The sequence below is a fragment of the Kitasatospora sp. NPDC088160 genome (assembly GCF_044741445.1).
GTDB lineage: Bacteria > Actinomycetota > Actinomycetes > Streptomycetales > Streptomycetaceae > Kitasatospora.
In genome coordinates this window covers 228,341-245,797 of sequence record NZ_JBIUSS010000010.1, presented here as the reverse complement: position 1 = coordinate 245,797, position 17,457 = coordinate 228,341, and the positions used below count along the sequence as shown (strand labels likewise).

At 74.1% G+C, this 17,457-nt stretch carries 17 protein-coding genes and 1 pseudogene; 7 read left to right on the top strand and 11 right to left on the bottom strand.

The features are described from left to right. Nucleotides 1-121: 121 nt before the first annotated feature. From ACIOGZ_RS17890 to ACIOGZ_RS17865, 6 genes are all read left to right on the top strand, one after another. Nucleotides 122-1,591: a serine/threonine-protein kinase gene (locus tag ACIOGZ_RS17890; RefSeq protein ID WP_400986399.1), complete on the top strand. Its 1,470-nt coding sequence runs from the start codon at nucleotides 122-124 to the stop codon at nucleotides 1,589-1,591. Between the two features lie 191 nt (nucleotides 1,592-1,782). Beyond that, entirely contained in the window at nucleotides 1,783-2,484 is a 702-nt protein-coding gene (locus tag ACIOGZ_RS17885) for an alpha/beta hydrolase (RefSeq protein WP_400986397.1), read from the top strand. A gap of 84 nt (nucleotides 2,485-2,568) precedes the next feature. Continuing rightward, complete coding sequence (locus ACIOGZ_RS17880) at nucleotides 2,569-2,922, top strand: DUF6204 family protein (protein WP_363583164.1); 354 nt, start codon at nucleotides 2,569-2,571, stop codon at nucleotides 2,920-2,922. A gap of 72 nt (nucleotides 2,923-2,994) precedes the next feature. Next, nucleotides 2,995-3,540: a MarR family winged helix-turn-helix transcriptional regulator gene (locus ACIOGZ_RS17875; protein ID WP_400986396.1), complete on the top strand. Its 546-nt coding sequence runs from the start codon at nucleotides 2,995-2,997 to the stop codon at nucleotides 3,538-3,540. 160 nt (nucleotides 3,541-3,700) lie between these two features. Continuing rightward, the gene (locus ACIOGZ_RS17870; RefSeq protein ID WP_363583160.1) at nucleotides 3,701-4,033 is read left to right on the top strand and encodes a sulfurtransferase TusA family protein; all 333 of its coding nucleotides are present in this window, start codon (nucleotides 3,701-3,703) and stop codon (nucleotides 4,031-4,033) included. A 136-nt stretch (nucleotides 4,034-4,169) separates the two neighbouring features. Then, the gene (locus ACIOGZ_RS17865) at nucleotides 4,170-4,640 is read left to right on the top strand and encodes a hypothetical protein (RefSeq protein ID WP_400986394.1); all 471 of its coding nucleotides are present in this window, start codon (nucleotides 4,170-4,172) and stop codon (nucleotides 4,638-4,640) included. 60 nt (nucleotides 4,641-4,700) lie between these two features. Here the strand turns inward: ACIOGZ_RS17865 and ACIOGZ_RS17860 are convergent, their stop codons facing one another. The 3 genes from ACIOGZ_RS17860 to def form a co-directional block, all read right to left on the bottom strand. After that, entirely contained in the window at nucleotides 4,701-6,134 is a 1,434-nt protein-coding gene (locus tag ACIOGZ_RS17860; RefSeq protein WP_363618305.1) for a transcription antitermination factor NusB, read from the bottom strand. A gap of 89 nt (nucleotides 6,135-6,223) precedes the next feature. Beyond that, nucleotides 6,224-7,168, bottom strand: coding sequence for a methionyl-tRNA formyltransferase (gene fmt, locus ACIOGZ_RS17855; RefSeq protein ID WP_363583154.1), 945 nt, complete (start codon nucleotides 7,166-7,168; stop codon nucleotides 6,224-6,226). 40 nt (nucleotides 7,169-7,208) lie between these two features. After that, complete coding sequence (gene def / locus ACIOGZ_RS17850; protein ID WP_063346750.1) at nucleotides 7,209-7,754, bottom strand: peptide deformylase; 546 nt, start codon at nucleotides 7,752-7,754, stop codon at nucleotides 7,209-7,211. Between the two features lie 288 nt (nucleotides 7,755-8,042). Between def and ACIOGZ_RS17845 the strand changes: the two are divergent. Continuing rightward, a pseudogene (locus ACIOGZ_RS17845) lies at nucleotides 8,043-8,584 on the top strand (hypothetical protein); the annotation flags it as partial. Between the two features lie 191 nt (nucleotides 8,585-8,775). Here the strand turns inward: ACIOGZ_RS17845 and ACIOGZ_RS17840 are convergent. From ACIOGZ_RS17840 to ACIOGZ_RS17805, 8 genes are all read right to left on the bottom strand, one after another. Next, a complete protein-coding gene (locus ACIOGZ_RS17840) occupies nucleotides 8,776-10,872 on the bottom strand; it encodes a primosomal protein N' (RefSeq protein ID WP_400986393.1) in 2,097 nt (698 codons plus the stop codon). 94 nt (nucleotides 10,873-10,966) lie between these two features. Then, the gene (metK, locus tag ACIOGZ_RS17835; protein WP_350877833.1) at nucleotides 10,967-12,175 is read right to left on the bottom strand and encodes a methionine adenosyltransferase; all 1,209 of its coding nucleotides are present in this window, start codon (nucleotides 12,173-12,175) and stop codon (nucleotides 10,967-10,969) included. 150 nt (nucleotides 12,176-12,325) lie between these two features. Continuing rightward, nucleotides 12,326-13,573 (bottom strand): bifunctional phosphopantothenoylcysteine decarboxylase/phosphopantothenate--cysteine ligase CoaBC, encoded by a 1,248-nt coding sequence (coaBC, locus tag ACIOGZ_RS17830; protein WP_400803551.1) that lies wholly within the window; start codon nucleotides 13,571-13,573, stop codon nucleotides 12,326-12,328. A 150-nt stretch (nucleotides 13,574-13,723) separates the two neighbouring features. Next, nucleotides 13,724-13,990 carry a DNA-directed RNA polymerase subunit omega gene (gene rpoZ / locus ACIOGZ_RS17825; protein WP_030240625.1) on the bottom strand — a complete coding sequence of 89 codons (267 nt, stop codon included), beginning with the start codon at nucleotides 13,988-13,990 and terminating at the stop codon, nucleotides 13,724-13,726. A gap of 37 nt (nucleotides 13,991-14,027) precedes the next feature. Beyond that, nucleotides 14,028-14,585: a guanylate kinase gene (gene gmk / locus ACIOGZ_RS17820; RefSeq protein WP_350877834.1), complete on the bottom strand. Its 558-nt coding sequence runs from the start codon at nucleotides 14,583-14,585 to the stop codon at nucleotides 14,028-14,030. Between the two features lie 48 nt (nucleotides 14,586-14,633). After that, nucleotides 14,634-14,960 carry an integration host factor, actinobacterial type gene (gene mihF / locus ACIOGZ_RS17815; protein ID WP_063346755.1) on the bottom strand — a complete coding sequence of 109 codons (327 nt, stop codon included), beginning with the start codon at nucleotides 14,958-14,960 and terminating at the stop codon, nucleotides 14,634-14,636. A 365-nt stretch (nucleotides 14,961-15,325) separates the two neighbouring features. Then, a complete protein-coding gene (gene pyrF / locus ACIOGZ_RS17810; protein WP_350877835.1) occupies nucleotides 15,326-16,159 on the bottom strand; it encodes an orotidine-5'-phosphate decarboxylase in 834 nt (277 codons plus the stop codon). 100 nt (nucleotides 16,160-16,259) lie between these two features. Next, nucleotides 16,260-17,375 (bottom strand): quinone-dependent dihydroorotate dehydrogenase, encoded by a 1,116-nt coding sequence (locus tag ACIOGZ_RS17805; protein WP_363583148.1) that lies wholly within the window; start codon nucleotides 17,373-17,375, stop codon nucleotides 16,260-16,262. Between the last annotated feature and the right edge of the window lie 82 nt (nucleotides 17,376-17,457).

Below are 17,457 nucleotides of genomic sequence, written 5' to 3'. Positions count from 1 at the left end.
GATGATCGCAGAGCCTGGCTCGATCCTGAACAAAGACAACGGAAAACTCCCGGCCCCGGCGACGGACGGTAGGTTGACCCGGGGGCCGGGGCGCGGCACCGGGGGCGTGAAAGGGGCGGGGATGCAGCCGGGCGACGTACTCGACGGGCGGTACGAGCTGGTCGAGCAGATCGGCGAGGGCGCCTTCGGCGCGGTCTGGAAGGCCCGCGACGCGCGGATCCAACGGCTCGTCGCCGTCAAGGTGATGCTCCCGGGCAGCAACAACACCCCCAAGGACGCGGCCCGGTTCGTCCGCGAGGTGGCCACCGCCGGCGCGCTCAACCACCCGTCCATCGTCACCGTGCACGACTTCGGCCGGCACGACGAGGCCGGCCGGCCGCTCTACTTCCTGGTCATGGAACTGCTCGACGGCGCCCCGCTCAGCCGCCACCTCGGCGACGGACCGCTGCCCCTGCGCCAGGCCCTCACCTGGGCCGTCCAGATCTCCCAGGCCCTCGCCACCGCGCACCGGGCCGGCGTCGTCCACCGGGACGTCAAGCCGGCCAACGTGATGATCCAGTCGTCCGGGGAGGTCAAGGTCGTCGACTTCGGCATCGCCCGGGTCGGCACCGCCGACGACGGCATCACCAGCACCAACGTCATCGTCGGCACACCCGCCTACATGGCCCCCGAACGCTTCGACAGCGGCGGCCTCGACGCCCGCTCCGACCTCTACGCCTTCGGCTGCCTCCTGTACGAACTCCTCACCGGCCGCACGCCGTTCCGCGGCACCCTCTACGAACTCATCCGCCAGCACGGCGAGGTCCACCCGGCCGCCCCCGGCACCCTCCAGCCCGGCCTGCCCGCCGACGTCGACACCCTCGTCCTCGAACTGCTCGCCAAGGACCCCGACCGACGGCCGCCGCACGCCGACCAGGTCGCCGAACGCCTGCTCCACCTCGCCGAGCAGGCCGAACGGCCCCCGGCCGGCTACCACGCCACCGTCCGGGACGTCCCCGCCGCCGAGGAGGACCCGTACGTCCTCGCCCGCCGGCAGGAGGCGGACGCGCTGTTCCAGCGCACCCGCGACCAGGCCGCCCAGGTCGCGCTGCAATTCGAGACCAGCATCGCCCAGCGGCGCCGCCGGCTCGACCAGGACCTCGCCGACCAGCGGGCCCGCGCCGAGGCCCGGGCACAACAGATCGTCGCCGAAGCCCAGCAACGTGGCGAGGAGCTCGAACGGGAGGCCGCCGCCCGGGCGGCGGCCAGCCTCAAGCAGCTCACCGAGGCCGAACAGCGCACCGACCTGCTGCGCCGGCAGACCGACAAGCTGCGCAACGACGCCGAGAGCCTGCGCCGCACGGTCGACAACGCCCGCCGCCAGGCCTCCGACTTCCTCGCCGACGCGGCCGCCAAGGCCGGCCTCGGCCCGGCCCCCGAACCCCGCCGCTCGATCGCCCCGCCCGCCGGCACGCAAACCGGCTTTCAGAGCGGCCCGCAGACCGGCTCGCAGACCGGCTCGCAGCGCCGGAAGCTCCCGAGCATGCAGGAACTGCTCTCCGGCCGGAGCCGCTCCACCGGCGGCGGCGACCAGCCGGGCCGCCGCTCCTGACCTCGCCCCAACGCCTCGCACCCGCAGGCGAGTTGGCCCGCCCACCCAACGCCCTCCCCCCGCCCGCCAGGCCGGGCCCACGGGGGCCCCGCACCCGCGCCACCGGCTGGGCCCTGCGGCCCCTGCACGCGCACCGCGACCCGCCCGCCGAACCGTAGAATCCGGAGGTAGACACCAGGGAGGGATTTCGCGTGTTCCAGGCGCAGCGGCCGCGCACCGCACAACTGACCCCACGACTCGGCGACGACGGGACGGGGCGGGTCGACGGCGTCGCCCTGCTACTGCCCGGCGGGTTCCTGCGCAGCCGGCGCGGACCGCTGAAGGTCGCCGAACTGGGCCTGCGCGACCTCACCGCCGAACTCGCCGACCGCGGCCGCCCGCACGGCCTCGCCGTCCACCTGCTGCGCTACCGCTACAGCGGCTGGAACGGCGCCGACGCCGACACCGCCGTCGACACCCGCTGGGCCCTCGACGAACTCGCCCGCCGCTACGGCGACGTACCCGTCGTCCTCATCGGCAACTCCCTCGGCGGGCGCGCCGCCTTCTGGTGCGCCGGGCACCCGAACGTCGTCGGCGTCGCCGGCATCGCGCCCTGGCTGCCCAGCGGCGACCCCGTCGACCACCTCGCCGGCCGACGCGTCCTGATCGTCCACGGCACCGGCGACCACAGCGCCGCCAACGCCAACCAGTCCCTCGAATACGCCCTGCGGGCCCGCCCGGTCGTCCCCGACCTCGCCCGCTACGAAGCCCCCGGCGCCAACCACTACCTCATCCGGCAGACCGCCGACATCAGCGCCCTCACCACGGACTTCACCCTCGACGCCCTCAAGGCCGAACCGGCCCCGCTCGCCTCCGGCACCGTCTGCACCCGCCTGCCCGGCAGACGCGCCTAGGTCCGCCCGGGAACCCACTGTCGACCAGCGAGCGGCACGAAATCGGGTTGGCGGTCGGCCGTCCGTCCTGCCTATGGTCGGGGGATGACCACTCGAACCTTCCGCATCATGGTGCGCGGCGTCTTCGACGACCTCAGCGTCGAGCAGCACGCCGAACTCCTCGCCCGCGCGCCCGAACACGACGTGCTGCGCGCGGCCTTCACCCGCGAGGGACACCTCAGCTACGACCTCGGCGCGCGGGCCGCCTTCACCTTCCGCTTCCTCGACTCGGGCGAGGCGGAGGAGGACATCCTGGCGGCGGCCGAGCGGGCCGAGCAGGCGGCACGGGCCTGGCTGGCCGAGCGCGGCTACGGCTACAAGAACCTGCGGTCCCAGGCCGAGGACCTCTCGCAGGCACCGCTCGGCAAGCGGCAGCGCCGCGCCGCCAACGCCGGCTAGCCCCCTCCCCCCTCCCGCTACCTCCTTGACGGCTCGCCGCACCGGTATGCTTGAGTAGTCAAGGAGGTAGCAATGACAGATCCGCACGCCGACCCGCACACGAACCCACCGGCCGACCCACCGGCCGACCCACCGGCCGACCCGGGCACCCGGCCCGACCCGCTGGACACCGCCCTGCGGCTGGTCCGCGCCCAGGCGGCCGTGGCCAAGCGCTTCGACGCGAGCCTCGGCGGCCTGCACGGCGTGAGCCTGTCCGACTTCACCCTGCTGCTCCACCTCGGCCACGCCCCCGGCGGCCGGATGCGCCGGGTCGACCTCGCCGAGGCCCTCGGCCTCACCGCCTCGGGCGTCACCCGCGGACTGGCACCGCTGGAGCGGATCGGCCTGGTGAGCCGGGAGGCGGCGGCCCGCGACGCCCGGGTCGCCTACGCGGCCCTGACGCCGACCGGCCGCGACCGGCTCGCCGAGATGCTGTACACGGCCCGGAAGGTCGCCGCCGACCTCTTCGCGGCCGACCAGTGGAGCCCCGACGACCTCGACCGCCTCGCCGTCCTGCTCACCCGCCTCGGCGGCACCGCCCCCGACCAGCGGCCGGGGGCGGCCACAGCCCGCGACTAACGGACTGTTGAACCGTCGGACTGTCGGACTGTCGGACTACGAAACCGCCAGATCCCGAACGGCGCCGCGTACCGCACCGTCCCGGCGCCTAGGCTGAGCCCGGCACCCCTGCACCCCTGCACCCCGGCACCGCCGCACCACCGCGAAGGGCAGCAACCCCATGACCCACACCCCCGGACAGCAGCCCGGCCAGGAACCCGCCCCCGACCTGACCGTCGACGGCACCGGCCTGCTCTGCGTCCAACTGCTGCTGCGCCTGCGCGCCCGGATCGCCGACCTGCCCGCCGGCGCGGTGGTGCACATCCACACCACCGACCCCGCCGCCCCCCTCGACCTGCCCGCCTGGTGCCACCTGACCGGCCACGACTACCTCGGCCCCGTCCCGCACCCGGCCACCGACCGCGAGGTGTACGCCCTGCGCCTCACCGCCGCGGCCCGCCCGACCCGCGCCGACCGCCCCTGGCACCCCGCGCCGACCCCGGCCACCGACTGACCACCCCGGCCCCCGCCCTCGGCCCGAAAGCCCCACGCGCCCCCGCCCACCGCCGGCCGCCCGGCTCCCTTCGGCGGTCCGGTGTGCCACGATGGGGAGAGCCGAACGGCCAAGCCTCACAGGGAGGTTGACCACCATGGATCCGATCCTCAGCTGCCACTGGCACGACCAGGACGGCGAGTGGGCACTGTCCGTCAGCCGCAACGGCGACGGCTGGGAGCTGCTCGCCGCCGCGCCCCGCTGGTCCGAGTCGCTCCCGTTCGCCGGGCCGGACGACGTCCGCCGGCTCGCCCAGGCGCTGCTGGACCTGCCGTCCGATCCGGAGCCGTACGAGTTCGAATGGCGGCTCTCCCGGACGGAGTTCGAGCGCACCGAGAACGAGCGCACCCACTTCGCGACGCTCGCCGTCGGGCTGGACCCCACCGACGGCCACCGCCCCTACCTCGCCTACCAGTCGTACTACCACTTCGGGCAGGCGAGCGGGCTCGGCCTGGAGGTGATCTGCGAGGACCCCCCGGTCGACCGCCTCCGCGCCCAGGCCCACGCCCTCCTCACCGACCTCCCCGGGCCCACGCCCGCCCGGCCGCAGCCCCCCTCACCCGGCTGAGCGCACCGCCCTCCCCAGTCCCCCCGGATCACCGGATCACGGGATCACCGGATCACCGGATCACGCCGTCCGCCGCAGCAGCGCCAGGTACATCGCGTCCGTCCCGTGCAGGTGCGGCCAGAGCTGCACGTCCGGCCCGTCCCCGAGCGCGGGGACGCCCGGCAGCAGCGGGCGCGCGTCGATCCACTCGACCCGGCCGCCCTCGGCCCGCAGCACGTCGTCCACGACGGCCCGGGTCTCCGCGAGGTGCGGCGAGCAGGTCGCGTACCCGACCACCCCGCCGACCCGGGTGGCGTCGATCGCCGAGCGCAGCAGGTCCCGCTGGAGCGGGCCGAAGGCCGCGACGTCGGCGGGGCGGCGGCGCCAGCGCGCCTCCGGGCGGCGGCGCAGGGCGCCCAGGCCGGAGCACGGCACGTCGACCAGCACCCGGTCGAAGCCTCCGGAGCGCCAGGCCGGGCGGGTGCCGTCCGCGGTGATCACCGTGTACGGGCCGGGGTTGCCCTCCAGCGCCCGGGCGACCAGCCGCGCGCGGTGCGGCTGCTTCTCGCTCGCGACCAGCCCGGCGCCGCGTTCGGCGGCCAGCGCCGCGAGCAGCGCGGCCTTGCCGCCGGGGCCGGCACAGCCGTCCAGCCAGAGCCGGTCCGGGCCGTCCAGCGGGGCGTTGGCCAGGGCGAGGGCGACCAGCTGGCTGCCTTCGTCCTGGACGCCCGCCCGGTTGTCCCGGACGGCCTCCAGCGAGCCCGGGTCGCCGCCTTCGGCGAGCCGCAGCGCGAACGGGGACCAGCGGCCGGGCTCGGCCTCGGGCAGCGCGTCGGCGAGTTCGCCGACGTCGACCCGGCCGGGGCGGGCGACGAGGGTCACCTCGGGCCGGGCGTTGTCGGCGCGCAGCAGGTCCTCCAGGGCGCTGCGCCCGGAGGCGTCGGGCTGCCAGCGGCCGAGCGAGTCCCAGAGCGCGGAGACGACCCAGCGCGGGTGCGAGTGGACGACGGCGAGGTGGTCCTCGGCGTCCTTCTCGTACGGCGGGGCGACCTTCTCGATCCAGGCGTCCAGGTCGTGGGCGCTGATCCGGCGCAGGACGGCGTTGACGAACTTGGCCTTGCCGTCGCCGAGCACCACCCGGGCCAGCTCGACGGTGGCCGAGACCGCCGCGTGGCTGGGGATGCGGGTGGTGAGCAGCTGGTGGGCGCCGAGCGAGAGCACGTCCAGGACCGGCGGGTCGACCTTGCCGAGCGGCCGGTCGATGCAGGCGGCGATGATCGCGTCGTAGGTGCCCTGAAGGCGCAGGGTGCCGTAGACGAGCTCGGTGGCGAGGGCGGCGTCGCGCCGGTCCATGCCCTTCTGCTCGGCTTCGCGGAGCAGCGACGGCAGGATCAGGTTGGCGTACGCGTCGCGCTCGTCGACGGCGCGCAGCGCGCGGAACGCGACGATCCGGGCCGGGTCCTTCTTCGGGCGGCGGTGCGGGCGGGGGGCGCGCTGGGCGCTGGGGGTGGTCACAGGATGCCTCAAGGTGCTGCGGTGGTTATCGGTGGTTATCAGAGGATTATCAGTGGTTATTGGACGAACAGTAACGCTAAACCTGAGCCTCAGCCCTCGGAGCCGAAGCGCTCCCCGGACTCCAGCCGCGCCCCGCGCGCCCAGTCCGCCGCCCGCATCTCCTTCTTCCCCTGCGGGCGGACCTCCCCGAGTTCGACCTCGTGGCTGCCCGTCCCGACCCGCACGCTGTTCTTGCCGACCACGGCCAGCTCCCCGGGCGCCAGGGCGGACGAGTCGGTCAGCAGCTTCACCGGCCCGGTGATCTTCAGCCGCTCGCCGCGGAACTCCGTCCAGGCGCCGGGCGCCGGGGCGCAGCCGCGCACCACGCGGTCGATCCGCAGGGCGGGGTGGCTCCACTCGACGCGCGCGTCCTCGACGGTGATCTTCGGGGCGAGCGTGACGCCCTCGGCCGGCTGCGGGAGGGCGTGCAGGGAGCCGTCCTCGATGCCGTCCATGGTGGCGGTGAGCAGGCGCGCGCCGGACACCGAGAGGCGGGTGAGCAGTTCGCCGCTGGTGTCGGTCGGGCGGATCTCCTCGGTGATCACGCCGTAGACCGGACCGGAGTCCAGGCCCTGCTCGATCAGGAAGGTGGCCGCGCCGGTGACCTCGTCGCCGGCCAGCACGGCGTGCTGGACGGGGGCCGCGCCGCGCCAGGCGGGCAGCAGCGAGAAGTGCAGGTTGACCCAGCCGTGCTTGGGGATCTCCAGGGTGCCGGGGCGCAGCAGTGCGCCGTAGGCGACCACCGGGCAGCAGTCGGGGGCGAGTTCGGTGAGCCGGGCGACGAACTCCGGGTCGCTGGGCTTCGCCGGCTTGAGGACCTCGATCCCGGCCTCCTCGGCGCGCTGGGCGACGGGGCTGGCGACCAGCTTGCGCCCTCGCCCGGCGGGGGCGTCGGGGCGGGTGACCACCGCGACGACCTCGTGCCGGTCGGAGGCGAGCAGGGCGTCCAGGGCGGGAACGGCGACCTCGGGGGTGCCGGCGAAGACGAGACGCATCAAGTGCCTTTCTGCAAAAGAACGTTGGAGATCAGAGGGTTCAGCGCGCGGCGCCGAACGTGCTGTGCGGGGAGACCTTGACGACCGGCGCGGGCGCGCCGCCCCAGTCGGTGTCACGGATCGCCTTCAGCGCGGCCTTGCGCTGCTCGCGGTCGAGCCGGTCGATGAAGATGATGCCGTCGAGGTGGTCGGTCTCGTGCTGGATGCAGCGGGCGAGCAGCTGGGTGCCCTCCAGGGTGACCGGATCCCCGTACATGGTGAAGCCCTTGGCGACCACGCCGTAGGCGCGCTTGGTGTCGTAGCGCAGTCCGGGCAGCGAGAGGCAGCCCTCGGGGCCGTCCTGCTCCTCCTCGGTCAGCGACAGGTCCGGGTTGATCAGGTGCCCGGTGACACCGTCCACGTGGTAGGTGAACACCCGCAGGGAGACGCCGAGTTGGGGCGCGGCGAGGCCGGCGCCGGGGGCGTTGAGCATGGTTTCGGTGAGGTCGCCGACCAGGGTGCGCAGTTCCTTGTCGAACGTGGTCACCGGCTGGGCGGTGGCCCGCAGGACGGGGTCTCCGAAGAGCCGGATCGGCTGGATCGCCACGGGTACGGGCTCCTGTCCGTCGAGGGTGCGGGGCTGCGGGCAACTACGGGTTCCCGGCAAGTCTATGCAACGCACCGCGCCCGCCGCCCATGCCCTCACCCGGCTCCTCACACCGCCCCGAACGCCCCTCCCCCACCCCGGCACCGGCTTCTGGCATATCCCGAGTGTGCCCGGCGGCGTTACCCCGGCCCCCGCTTCGGCGTTGGTCAAGTGAGATTGACCGGGGCCGGGCGCACGGGACACCGCGCCCCGGCCGAGCCGAACCGTACGGAAGGTGGCACGTAGGCCATGGCCGAGCAGATCAACCACGACGCCCGGGCGCGGGCGAGCCTGCACCTGCTGGTGCGGGACATCGAGCGGGTGAGGCGGCAGGTCGACGCGCTGCGGACGCTCACCGCCCAGTTGGGCAACGTCTACCGTCCGCGCCGGCCCAGCACGTCGGCCGGCTTCGTCGTGTACGGGCGGGCGCCCGCGCCGACCGTGCGCCTGGCGCAGGAGCTGAGGGAGAGCGTGGAGACCCTGGTCGCGGCGGCGGTCGAGTTCGACCGGGCGCTGGGCTTCTCCTGGGACTCGGTGGGCTCGGCCCTCGGGGTCACCAAGCAGGCCGTGCACCGCCGGTACGGGATGCGCCGCCCGACCAGCGAACTCCTCGCCGCCAGCGGCGCCGTCCCGGGCCAGAGCCGCCCGGACCGCTCGGAGGAGCTGCCCGCCGCGCCGTCCGGCGGCCTGGCGGCGACCGTCCCGGCGGCCCGCCAGGGCGGCCTGGACCGCAGCAGCCTCGACCGCACCGCCCTGGAGCGCGGCAACCTCGACCGCACCGCCCTGGAGCGCGGCACCCTGGAGCGCACCGCGCTCGACCGCACCACCCCGGAGCGCGGCAACCTCGACCGCCCCCCGGTCGACCGCACCACCCCCGAGCGCACCCCGGTCGACCGCACCGGCATCCCGCTGCGCGGCTGACGCCGCCGTCCGACCAGCGCCATCCGGGGCGGGGTGGCCACTCACCCCGCCCCCGCCGGCCTCACCCGATGTCGGTCGGATCCACCCGCACCCGTACCGCCTCCGGCGTCCGCAGCGCGATCCGCGCGATCTGCGCCGCCTTGAGGGCCGCCGCCAGCGCCGCCCCCTGCCCGGGCGGCACCCTCAGCAGCGCGCGCTCCTGTTCCTCCCCGCGCAGGGCCGGGGCCGGTACCGGCCCGAGCACGTCCGCCTCCGAGGGCAGCCGGATCAGCCCCAGCAGGTCGGCCACGGCCGCCGGGCTGCCGCTGACCGACGCCATCCGCGACACCGGCGGGAAGTGCAGCTGCGCCCGCTCGTCGCGTTCCAGCCCGGCGTGGCCCAGCGGGTCCCAGCGGACCAGGGCCTGCACCGGCCGCGCCGACGGCTCGGCGACCACGACCACCGAGCCGCCCTCCTCGGCGGACCGGACCAGCGCGGCGGCCGTCAACCAGAGCCGCAGCGTCTCCTCCCCGGCCCGCAGGTCGGGCCGGCCGAGCAGCGCCCAGCCGTCCAGCAGCAGCGCGGCCCCGTACCCGGTACCACCGTCCACCACCGGCTCCGCACCGGGCGTGGAGATCACCAGCGACGGCTCGTCCGGGACGGTGGCCAGCACCGCGTCCCGCCCGGAGGTGCGCACCGGGATGCGCGGGAACGCCTTGCCCAGTTCCTCCGCCGTGCGCCGGGCGCCGACCACCTGGGCGCGCAGCCGGAACGAGCCGCACTCGGGGCAGTGCCAGTCCGTCTCCGCCTCCCCGCACCAGCCGCAGTTCAGCGCGGCGTCGGCCGCGGGCGCCTCCAGCGGGCCCTCGCACCGCCGGCACCGGGCGGGGGTGCGGCAGCGCCCGCAGGACAGCCGGGGCACGTAGCCACGCCGGGGCACCTGGATGAGCACCGGGCGCCCGGCGGCCAGCGACTCCCGGGCGGCCTCCCAGGCCACCGAGGGCAGCCGGGCGGCCTGGGCCGCGCCGTCGCGGTGCTGGTCCTGGTCGGTGACGGTCCGCACCCGCGGCGCGATCCGGCGCACGGTCTCCCGGTCGGCGGTCAGCGGGCGGGCCCACCCGGTGCTGACCAGCTGCGCGCCCTCCACCGTGACGGCGTGGCCGCCGAGCAGCACGGCCGCGCCCTCGTCGGCGGCGCGCAGCAGCGCGACCTCGCGCACGTGCGGGTGCGGGGCGCGCGGGTCGCTGTGGCTGTTGTCGCCGTCGGACCAGACGACGATCAGCCCGAGGTCGCGCACCGGCGCGAACATGGTGGCGCGGGTGCCGATCACGGCGTGCACCGAGCCGCGGCTCACCGCCAGCCAGCGCCGGTAACGCTCGCGCGGGCCGAGGTCGGCCTCCAGGGCCACGTGCCGGCCCGCGCCGAGCAGTTCGGTGAGCGCCTGGTCGACCCGGGCCACCGACCGCCCCTCGGGCAGCACGACGAGCGCGCCGCGCCCGCCCGCCAGCGTGGCGGCGACGGCGCGCGCGATCTCGTACGGCCAGCCGGGGCCGGGCAGCGCCGCCCAGACGGCGCGCGGCGAGCCGCCGTCGGCCAGCGCGGCGAGGAAGTCGGGCCCGGCCGGGTAGCGCTGCCAGCCCCCGGGGGCGGGGGCCGGGGGGCGCGGGAGCGCCGGCGGCGAGGGCTCCGCCTCGGCCTTGGCGTGGCGGGGCGGGACGGCCAGCTGGAGGACGTCGGCGAGGGTGCCGGCGTAGCGGTCGGCGACGGTCCGGCAGAGCCGGAGCAGCTGGGGGGTGAGCACGGGCTCGGGCGACAGCACCTGGGCGAGCGGGGCGAGCGGGCCGGGGAAGTCGCTCTTCTCCAGCCGGGCGACGATGAACCCGTCGTGCAGCTCCCCGCCCTCGCGCTGGCCCTTCACCACGCGCGCGCCGAAGCGCACCCGCACCCGGGCGCCCGGGCGGGCCTCCTCGGCCATCGCGGCCGGCACCTCGTAGTCGAAGAACTTGTCGATGGTGAGCACGCCCTTGTCCACCACGACCCGGGCCACCGGCAGGTGCTCGGCCCGCTTGGCGCCGCGCCACGTCCGGGGTTTGGCCCGCTTGACCGTCTCCCGGATGAACGCCAGCTGCTCCGGCTCGGCCCCGTTCTCCGTGTTCTCCGTCTCCCCTGTGCTGCTCATCGCTCCCAGTACTACCAGGTCACACCGACAGAACGCACAGAAGCGGCGCCCACCCCGCCCGGAGGTAGGCGCCGCTTCCGGACGATCAGGCCGTTCAGTCCTTCACGGCCGCCTTCAGCTGCTCCACCCGGTCGGTGCGCTCCCAGGTGAACTCGGGCAGCTCACGGCCGAAGTGGCCGTACGCCGCGGTCTGGGAGTAGATCGGGCGCAGCAGGTCCAGGTCGCGGATGATCGCGGCCGGGCGCAGGTCGAAGACGTCGGTGACGGCCTTCTGGATGGTCAGCACCGGCACGGTCTCGGTGCCGAAGGTCTCGACGAACAGGCCCACGGGCTCGGCCTTGCCGATCGCGTACGCGACCTGCACCTCGGCGCGGCGGGCGAGGCCGGCGGCGACGATGTTCTTCGCCACCCAGCGCATCGCGTACGCGGCCGAGCGGTCGACCTTGGACGGGTCCTTGCCGGAGAAGGCGCCGCCACCGTGGCGGGCCATGCCGCCGTAGGTGTCGATGATGATCTTGCGGCCGGTGAGGCCGGCGTCGCCCATCGGGCCGCCGATCTCGAAGCGGCCGGTCGGGTTCACCAGCAGGCGGTAGCCCTCGGTGACCAGCTTGATGCCCTGCTCGGCGAGCGCCTTCAGCTCGGGCTCGACCACGAACTCGCGGATGTCCGGGGTGAGCAGCGACTCCAGGTCGATGTCACTGGCGTGTTGGGTGGAGACCACCACGGTGTCGAGGCGGACGGCCTTGTCGCCGTCGTACTCGATGGTGACCTGGGTCTTGCCGTCGGGGCGCAGGTACGGGATGGTCCCGTTCTTGCGGACCTCGGTCAGGCGGCGCGAGAGGCGGTGCGCGAGGGTGATCGGCAGCGGCATCAGCTCGGGCGTCTCGTCGGACGCGTAGCCGAACATCAGGCCCTGGTCGCCGGCGCCCTGCTTGTCCAGGTCGTCCTCGTCGCCTTCGACCCGAGCCTCGTACGCGGTGTCGACGCCCTGGGCGATGTCGGGCGACTGCGCGCCGATGGACACCGACACGCCGCAGGAGGCGCCGTCGAAGCCCTTCTTGGAGCTGTCGTAGCCGATCTCCAGGATCTTGTCCCGGACGAGCTGGGCGATCGGCGCGTACGCCTTGGTGGTCACCTCGCCGGCCACGTGCACCTGGCCGGTGGTGATGAGCGTCTCCACGGCGACCCGGGAGGTCGGGTCCTCCCGGAGGAGAGCGTCAAGGATGGTGTCGCTGATCTGGTCAGCGATCTTGTCGGGGTGTCCCTCGGTGACGGACTCCGAGGTGAACAGGCGGCGAGACACAGCGCTCCCTGGGGTTGCAGCGGCTGCTGACTGAAGGCCCCCGGCGAACCGGGGACATCCGGAAAGACTTGATTCCTGGAGTCTAACGGGATGCCTCCGCCGAACGTCACCCGCTTCCGGAAATCGCGACCGATCTCCAGCAGGGCTTGATCAGCCGCCGATCGTTTCCAGCCGCTTGACGACCAGGTCCCAGACCACGTCCGCCAACGCCTCCTTCGGGCCCACCGGAACGGCCGTCTCACTGCCGTCCGAGCCCAGTACCACGGCCTCGTTGACGTCCGTCCCGAAGGCCTTGCCGTTGCCCACCTCGTTGACGACCAACAGGTCGCAGCCCTTGCGGGCGAGCTTGGCGCGGCCGTTGGCGAGCACGTCGTCGGTCTCCGCCGCGAAACCCACCACGAGTTGGCCCGAACGGGCGCGGTGCGCCGCCAGCTCGGCCAGGACGTCGGGGTTGCGGACGAGGGCGACCGGCGCCGGCTCGACCCCCTCGACCTTCTTGATCTTGCCGCTGGCGTACTCGGCGGGCCGGAAGTCCGCCACGGCCGCGGCCATGACCACGGCGTCGGCCGACGCGGCCGCCTTCAGCGCCGCCTCGCGCAGCTCCAGCGCGGTCGAGACGTGCACCACGTCGACCCCGGCCGGGTCGGCGAGCTCCGCGTTGGCCGAGACCAACGTCACGCGCGCCCCACGGGCCGCGGCCGTCACGGCGAGCGCGTAGCCCTGCTTGCCGGAGGAGCGGTTGCCCAGGAAGCGCACCGGGTCCAGCGGCTCGCGGGTGCCGCCGGCCGAGACCACCACGTGTCGGCCCGCCAGGTCGGTCGGGGCGGCCCCGCCCCGGCGCAGCACGGCCCGGCAGGCGTCGAAGATCGCGGACGGCTCGGGCAGCCGCCCCTTGCCGGTGTCCTTGCCGGTGAGCCGCCCGACGGCCGGCTCCAGCACGATCACGCCCCGGCGGCGCAGCGTGGCGACGTTGTCCCGGGTGGCGGGGTGCTCCCACATCTCGGTGTGCATGGCGGGCGCCAGGACGACCGGACAGCGGGCGGTGAGCAGGGTGTTGGTGAGCAGGTCGTCGGCGAGGCCGTGGGCGGCCTTGGCGATCAGGTCGGCGGTGGCGGGGGCGACCACGACCAGGTCGGCCTGCTGGCCGATCCGCACGTGCGGCACCTCGTGCACGCGCTCCCAGGTCTCGGTGGCGGCCGGGCGGCCGGAGAGCGCGGCCCAGGTGGCCTCGCCGACGAAGTGCAGCGCGGCCTCGGTGGGCACCACGGTGACCTGGTGGCCGGACTCGGTGAACCGGCGGAGCAGCTCGCACGCCTTGTAGGCGGCGATGCCGCCGCTGACGCCGAGGGCGACGCGCGGCGCGTCCGCCGACCCGCTCCGGTCCGAAGTCGCGCTCATACTCCCGCTCTCCTCCACTCCTGGGACGTGCACACCCTACGGCCCCTCAGCCACCGCGCGCACCGTGGTCGATCCCACAGCCCCCGGGAACGCCGAAGGGCCCGGCGGAAACGATTCCGCCGGGCCCTTCCACAAGCTTCGGAGACCGCCTCAGGCGGCTTCGATCGCCTCGGCGGTCAGCATGCCCGCGTTGATCTCGCGCAGCGCGATCGACAGCGGCTTCTCGTGCACGTGGGTGTCGACCAGCGGGCCGACGTACTCGAGCAGGCCCTCACCGAGCTGGGAGTAGTACGCGTTGATCTGGCGCGCGCGCTTGGCGGCGTAGATCACGAGGCTGTACTTGGAGTCGGTGGCCTCAAGCAGCTCGTCGATCGGCGGGTTGATGATGCCCTCGGGCGCGGTCATGGAAGAGGACACGCGAAAACCTTCCGAAAGGGTGGAAAAGACAGACAGGTCAGGCTACACCGAGCAAGGCTAGCAGTTCGGCCGCTACCTGCTCGACGGAGGTGTTGACAAGGGTCGTGTCGAACTCGGGCTCGGCCGCGAGCTCGACCTTGGCCGCCTCCAGCCGCTTCGCGATCACGTCCTGCGACTCCGTGCCCCGACCGGTCAGCCGTCGGACCAGCTCGTCCCAGCTCGGCGGGGCCAGGAAGACCAGCTGCGCCTCGGGCATCGACTCGCGCACCTGGCGGGCGCCCTGGAGGTCGATCTCCAGCAGGACGGGCTCGCCGCGCTCCAGCTTCTCCAGCACCGCCGAGCGCGGGGTGCCGTAGCGGTTGCCGGCGAAGACGGCCCACTCCAGCAGCTCGCCGTTGGCGATCAGCTTGTCGAACTCGTCGTTGTCGACGAAGTGGTACTGGACCCCGTTCTGCTCGCCCGGCCTCGGGTGCCGGGTCGTCGCCGACACCGAGAGCCAGACCTCGGGGTGCTGCTTCCTCATATGAGCGACGACCGTGCTCTTGCCGACCCCCGAAGGGCCGGAGAGCACGGTCAGCCGCGGACGCTCACTCATGCACCGATTATCCCGGATCGCGGACGGTCCCGGGACCACGGGGCACGGTCAGGCGGCACCGCCGCCGAACTCCCGCTCCAGGGAGGCGATCTGGTTCGTACCGAGGCCGCGGACGCGCCGGCTCTCGCTGATGCCGAGGCGTTCCATGATCTGCTTGGCACGGACCTTGCCGACGCCGGGAAGGGACTCCAGCAGTGCGGAGACCTTCATCTTGCCGATGACGTCGTTCTCGGCCTTTCCGGCCTTGATCACCTCGTGCAGGGAGGCGCCGGAGTGCTTGAGCCGGTTCTTGACCTCGGCGCGCTCCCGGCGAGCCTCGGCGGCCTTGGCGAGCGCGGCGGTGCGCTGTTCAGGGGTAAGGGGCGGAAGAGCCACGCCGTTCACCTCAGGGTGTGGAAGGAAGGGATTGAGCTATGACTGGTTTGGATCCCAGGACACCGTCCGCAAGGGGAACCAGAGGGCCCTTGACCTGCGGGAGCTACGGGTTTCGCGGCTCGCCGATGACCTATCGCCGGACACTACCCGGATTGCGGCGCCACGTCAGGAAAAGAACACGAAAAGTCCTGGTCAGCCAAGGCCGACCAGGACTTTCCAGGGCAAAATGACCGCGATTGCGAAACTTTGACACCGCCAATGTGACGGCGCTCACGTCAACTCCGGGGAGGTCCGGGGACCCTCGCCGGGCTGCGCACACTGCGCAGGGTCATCGCCCCGCTACGCGCTCGCGCCCTCGATCGCCGCTACTTCACCGCGTCCGCGTACTCGCCGACGAACCGCTCGGCCGCCGAGCGCAGGGCCGCCACCGACGGACCGTGCTTGAGCACGTCCCGGCTGACGCTCGGCACCACGTTGATCACCGCGGCGCCGAACACCCGCGGCAGGTCGGCCATCGTCGCGCCCTGGGCGCCGATCCCGGGGGCCAGCAGCGGGCCGTTGATGGCCAGTTCCACGCCCGCGTCGGCGAGCGTCGCGCCGACGACCGCGCCGAAGGAGCCCAGCGGGGCGGCGTCGCCGTTCTCCGCCGCCAGCTGCCGCAGCACCGAGGCCGCGACCGACTCGCCGTCCGCGCCGACCGCCCGCTGCACCTCGTGGCCCTCCGGGTTGGAGGTGAGCGCCAGCGCGAACACGCCGCAGCCCTGCGCGCGGGCCAGGTCGAGGGCCGGGCGCAGCGAGCCGAAGCCCAGGTACGGGCTGACCGTGACGGCGTCCGAGAACAGCGGGCTGCCGGGCGACAGGAAGGCCTCCGCGTAGGCGGCCATGGTGGAACCGATGTCGCCGCGCTTGGCGTCCATCAGGACCAGCGCGCCGGCCGCCCTGGCCTCCTCGACGGACTTCTCCAGCACCGCGACGCCCTTGCTGCCGAAGCGCTCGAAGAAGGCGGCCTGCGGCTTGAGCACGGCCACCCGGTCGGCCAGCGCCTCGACGACGGTGCGGCTGAAGGTCTCCAGGCCGGCGAGGTCATCGCCGAGCCCCCAGGCGGCGAGCAGGGAGGCGTGCGGGTCGATGCCGACGCAGAGCTGGCCGCGGGTGTCGAGGGCCTGGCGCAGCCGGGCGCCGAACGGGGCGAGGGTCATGTCGTCCTTCCGGAAGGTCGTGGGGAGGCCGCACGGAGGCCGTACGGAGGTCGTGCGCGGCTCGTACGGGGCGTCGTACGGGCCGGGGCCGCACGGTGGTTCAGGAGGCGGCCCTGGTGCCGTCGACGGCACTGCCGACGGCGGCGGCCAGGTCGCGGAAGCCCGCGGCCCGGATCCGGGCGGAGAGGCCCCGGTGGATCCGGCGGCACCAGAACGGGCCCTCGTAGATGAAGGCGCTGTAGCCCTGGACGAGGTCCGCGCCGTGGACGATCCGCTGCCAGGCGTCCTCGGCGGTCTCGACGCCGCCGACCGAGACCAGCGTCAGCCGGCCCCCGGTCCGGGCGCGCAGGCGCTGGAGCACCTCCAGGGCGCGGGCCTTGAGCGGGGCGCCGGACAGGCCGCCCATGCCGATCTCCTCGACCCGGGCGGCGTCGGCGCGCAGGCCCTCGCGGCCGATCGTGGTGTTGGTGGCGATGATGCCGTCCAGGCCCAGTTCCAGGGCGAGGTCGGCGACCGCGTCGACGTCCTCGTCGGCCAGGTCGGGGGCGATCTTGACCAGCAGCGGGACGTGGTGCGCGGTGGTGCGGTCGGCGGCCTCGCGGACGGCGGAGAGCAGCGGGCGCAGGTGGTCCACGGCCTGGAGGTTGCGCAGCCCGGGGGTGTTCGGCGAACTGACGTTGACGACCAGGTAGTCGGCGTACTTGGCCAGCCGCTCGGTGGACTTGACGTAGTCGGCGACGGCGTCGGCCTCCTCGACCACCTTGGTCTTGCCGATGTTGACGCCGATCACCGGGGTGGAGCTGGTGTGCGGGCGGGCGGCGAGGCGCGCGGCGACCCGGGCCGAGCCCTGGTTGTTGAAGCCCATCCGGTTGATCAGCGCGCGGTCCTCGACCAGGCGGAACAGCCGGGGCGTCGGGTTGCCCGGCTGGGGCTCGCCGGTGATGGTGCCGATCTCGACGTAGTCGAAGCCGAGCATCGCCAGGCCGTCGATGCCGACGCCGTTCTTGTCGAAGCCGGCCGCCAGGCCGAACGGCCCCGGCAGGTCGAGGCCGAGGGCGGTGGTGTGCAGCGCCCGGTCACGCGGGGCGAGCACCAGCCGCACCAGCGTGCGCAGGCCGGGCACCGAGGAGGCGAGCCGGATCCAGAAGAAGGCGAGGTGGTGGGCCTTCTCGGGGTCCATCTTCTTGAAGACGAGGTCGAACAGCAGCTTGTACAAAAACCCAACTCCCGGATCAGGGCCCGGATCTGGGCGTGAGCACCCGGATCAGGGCATGGAAGTGGGGGGCACCCGGCCGGCC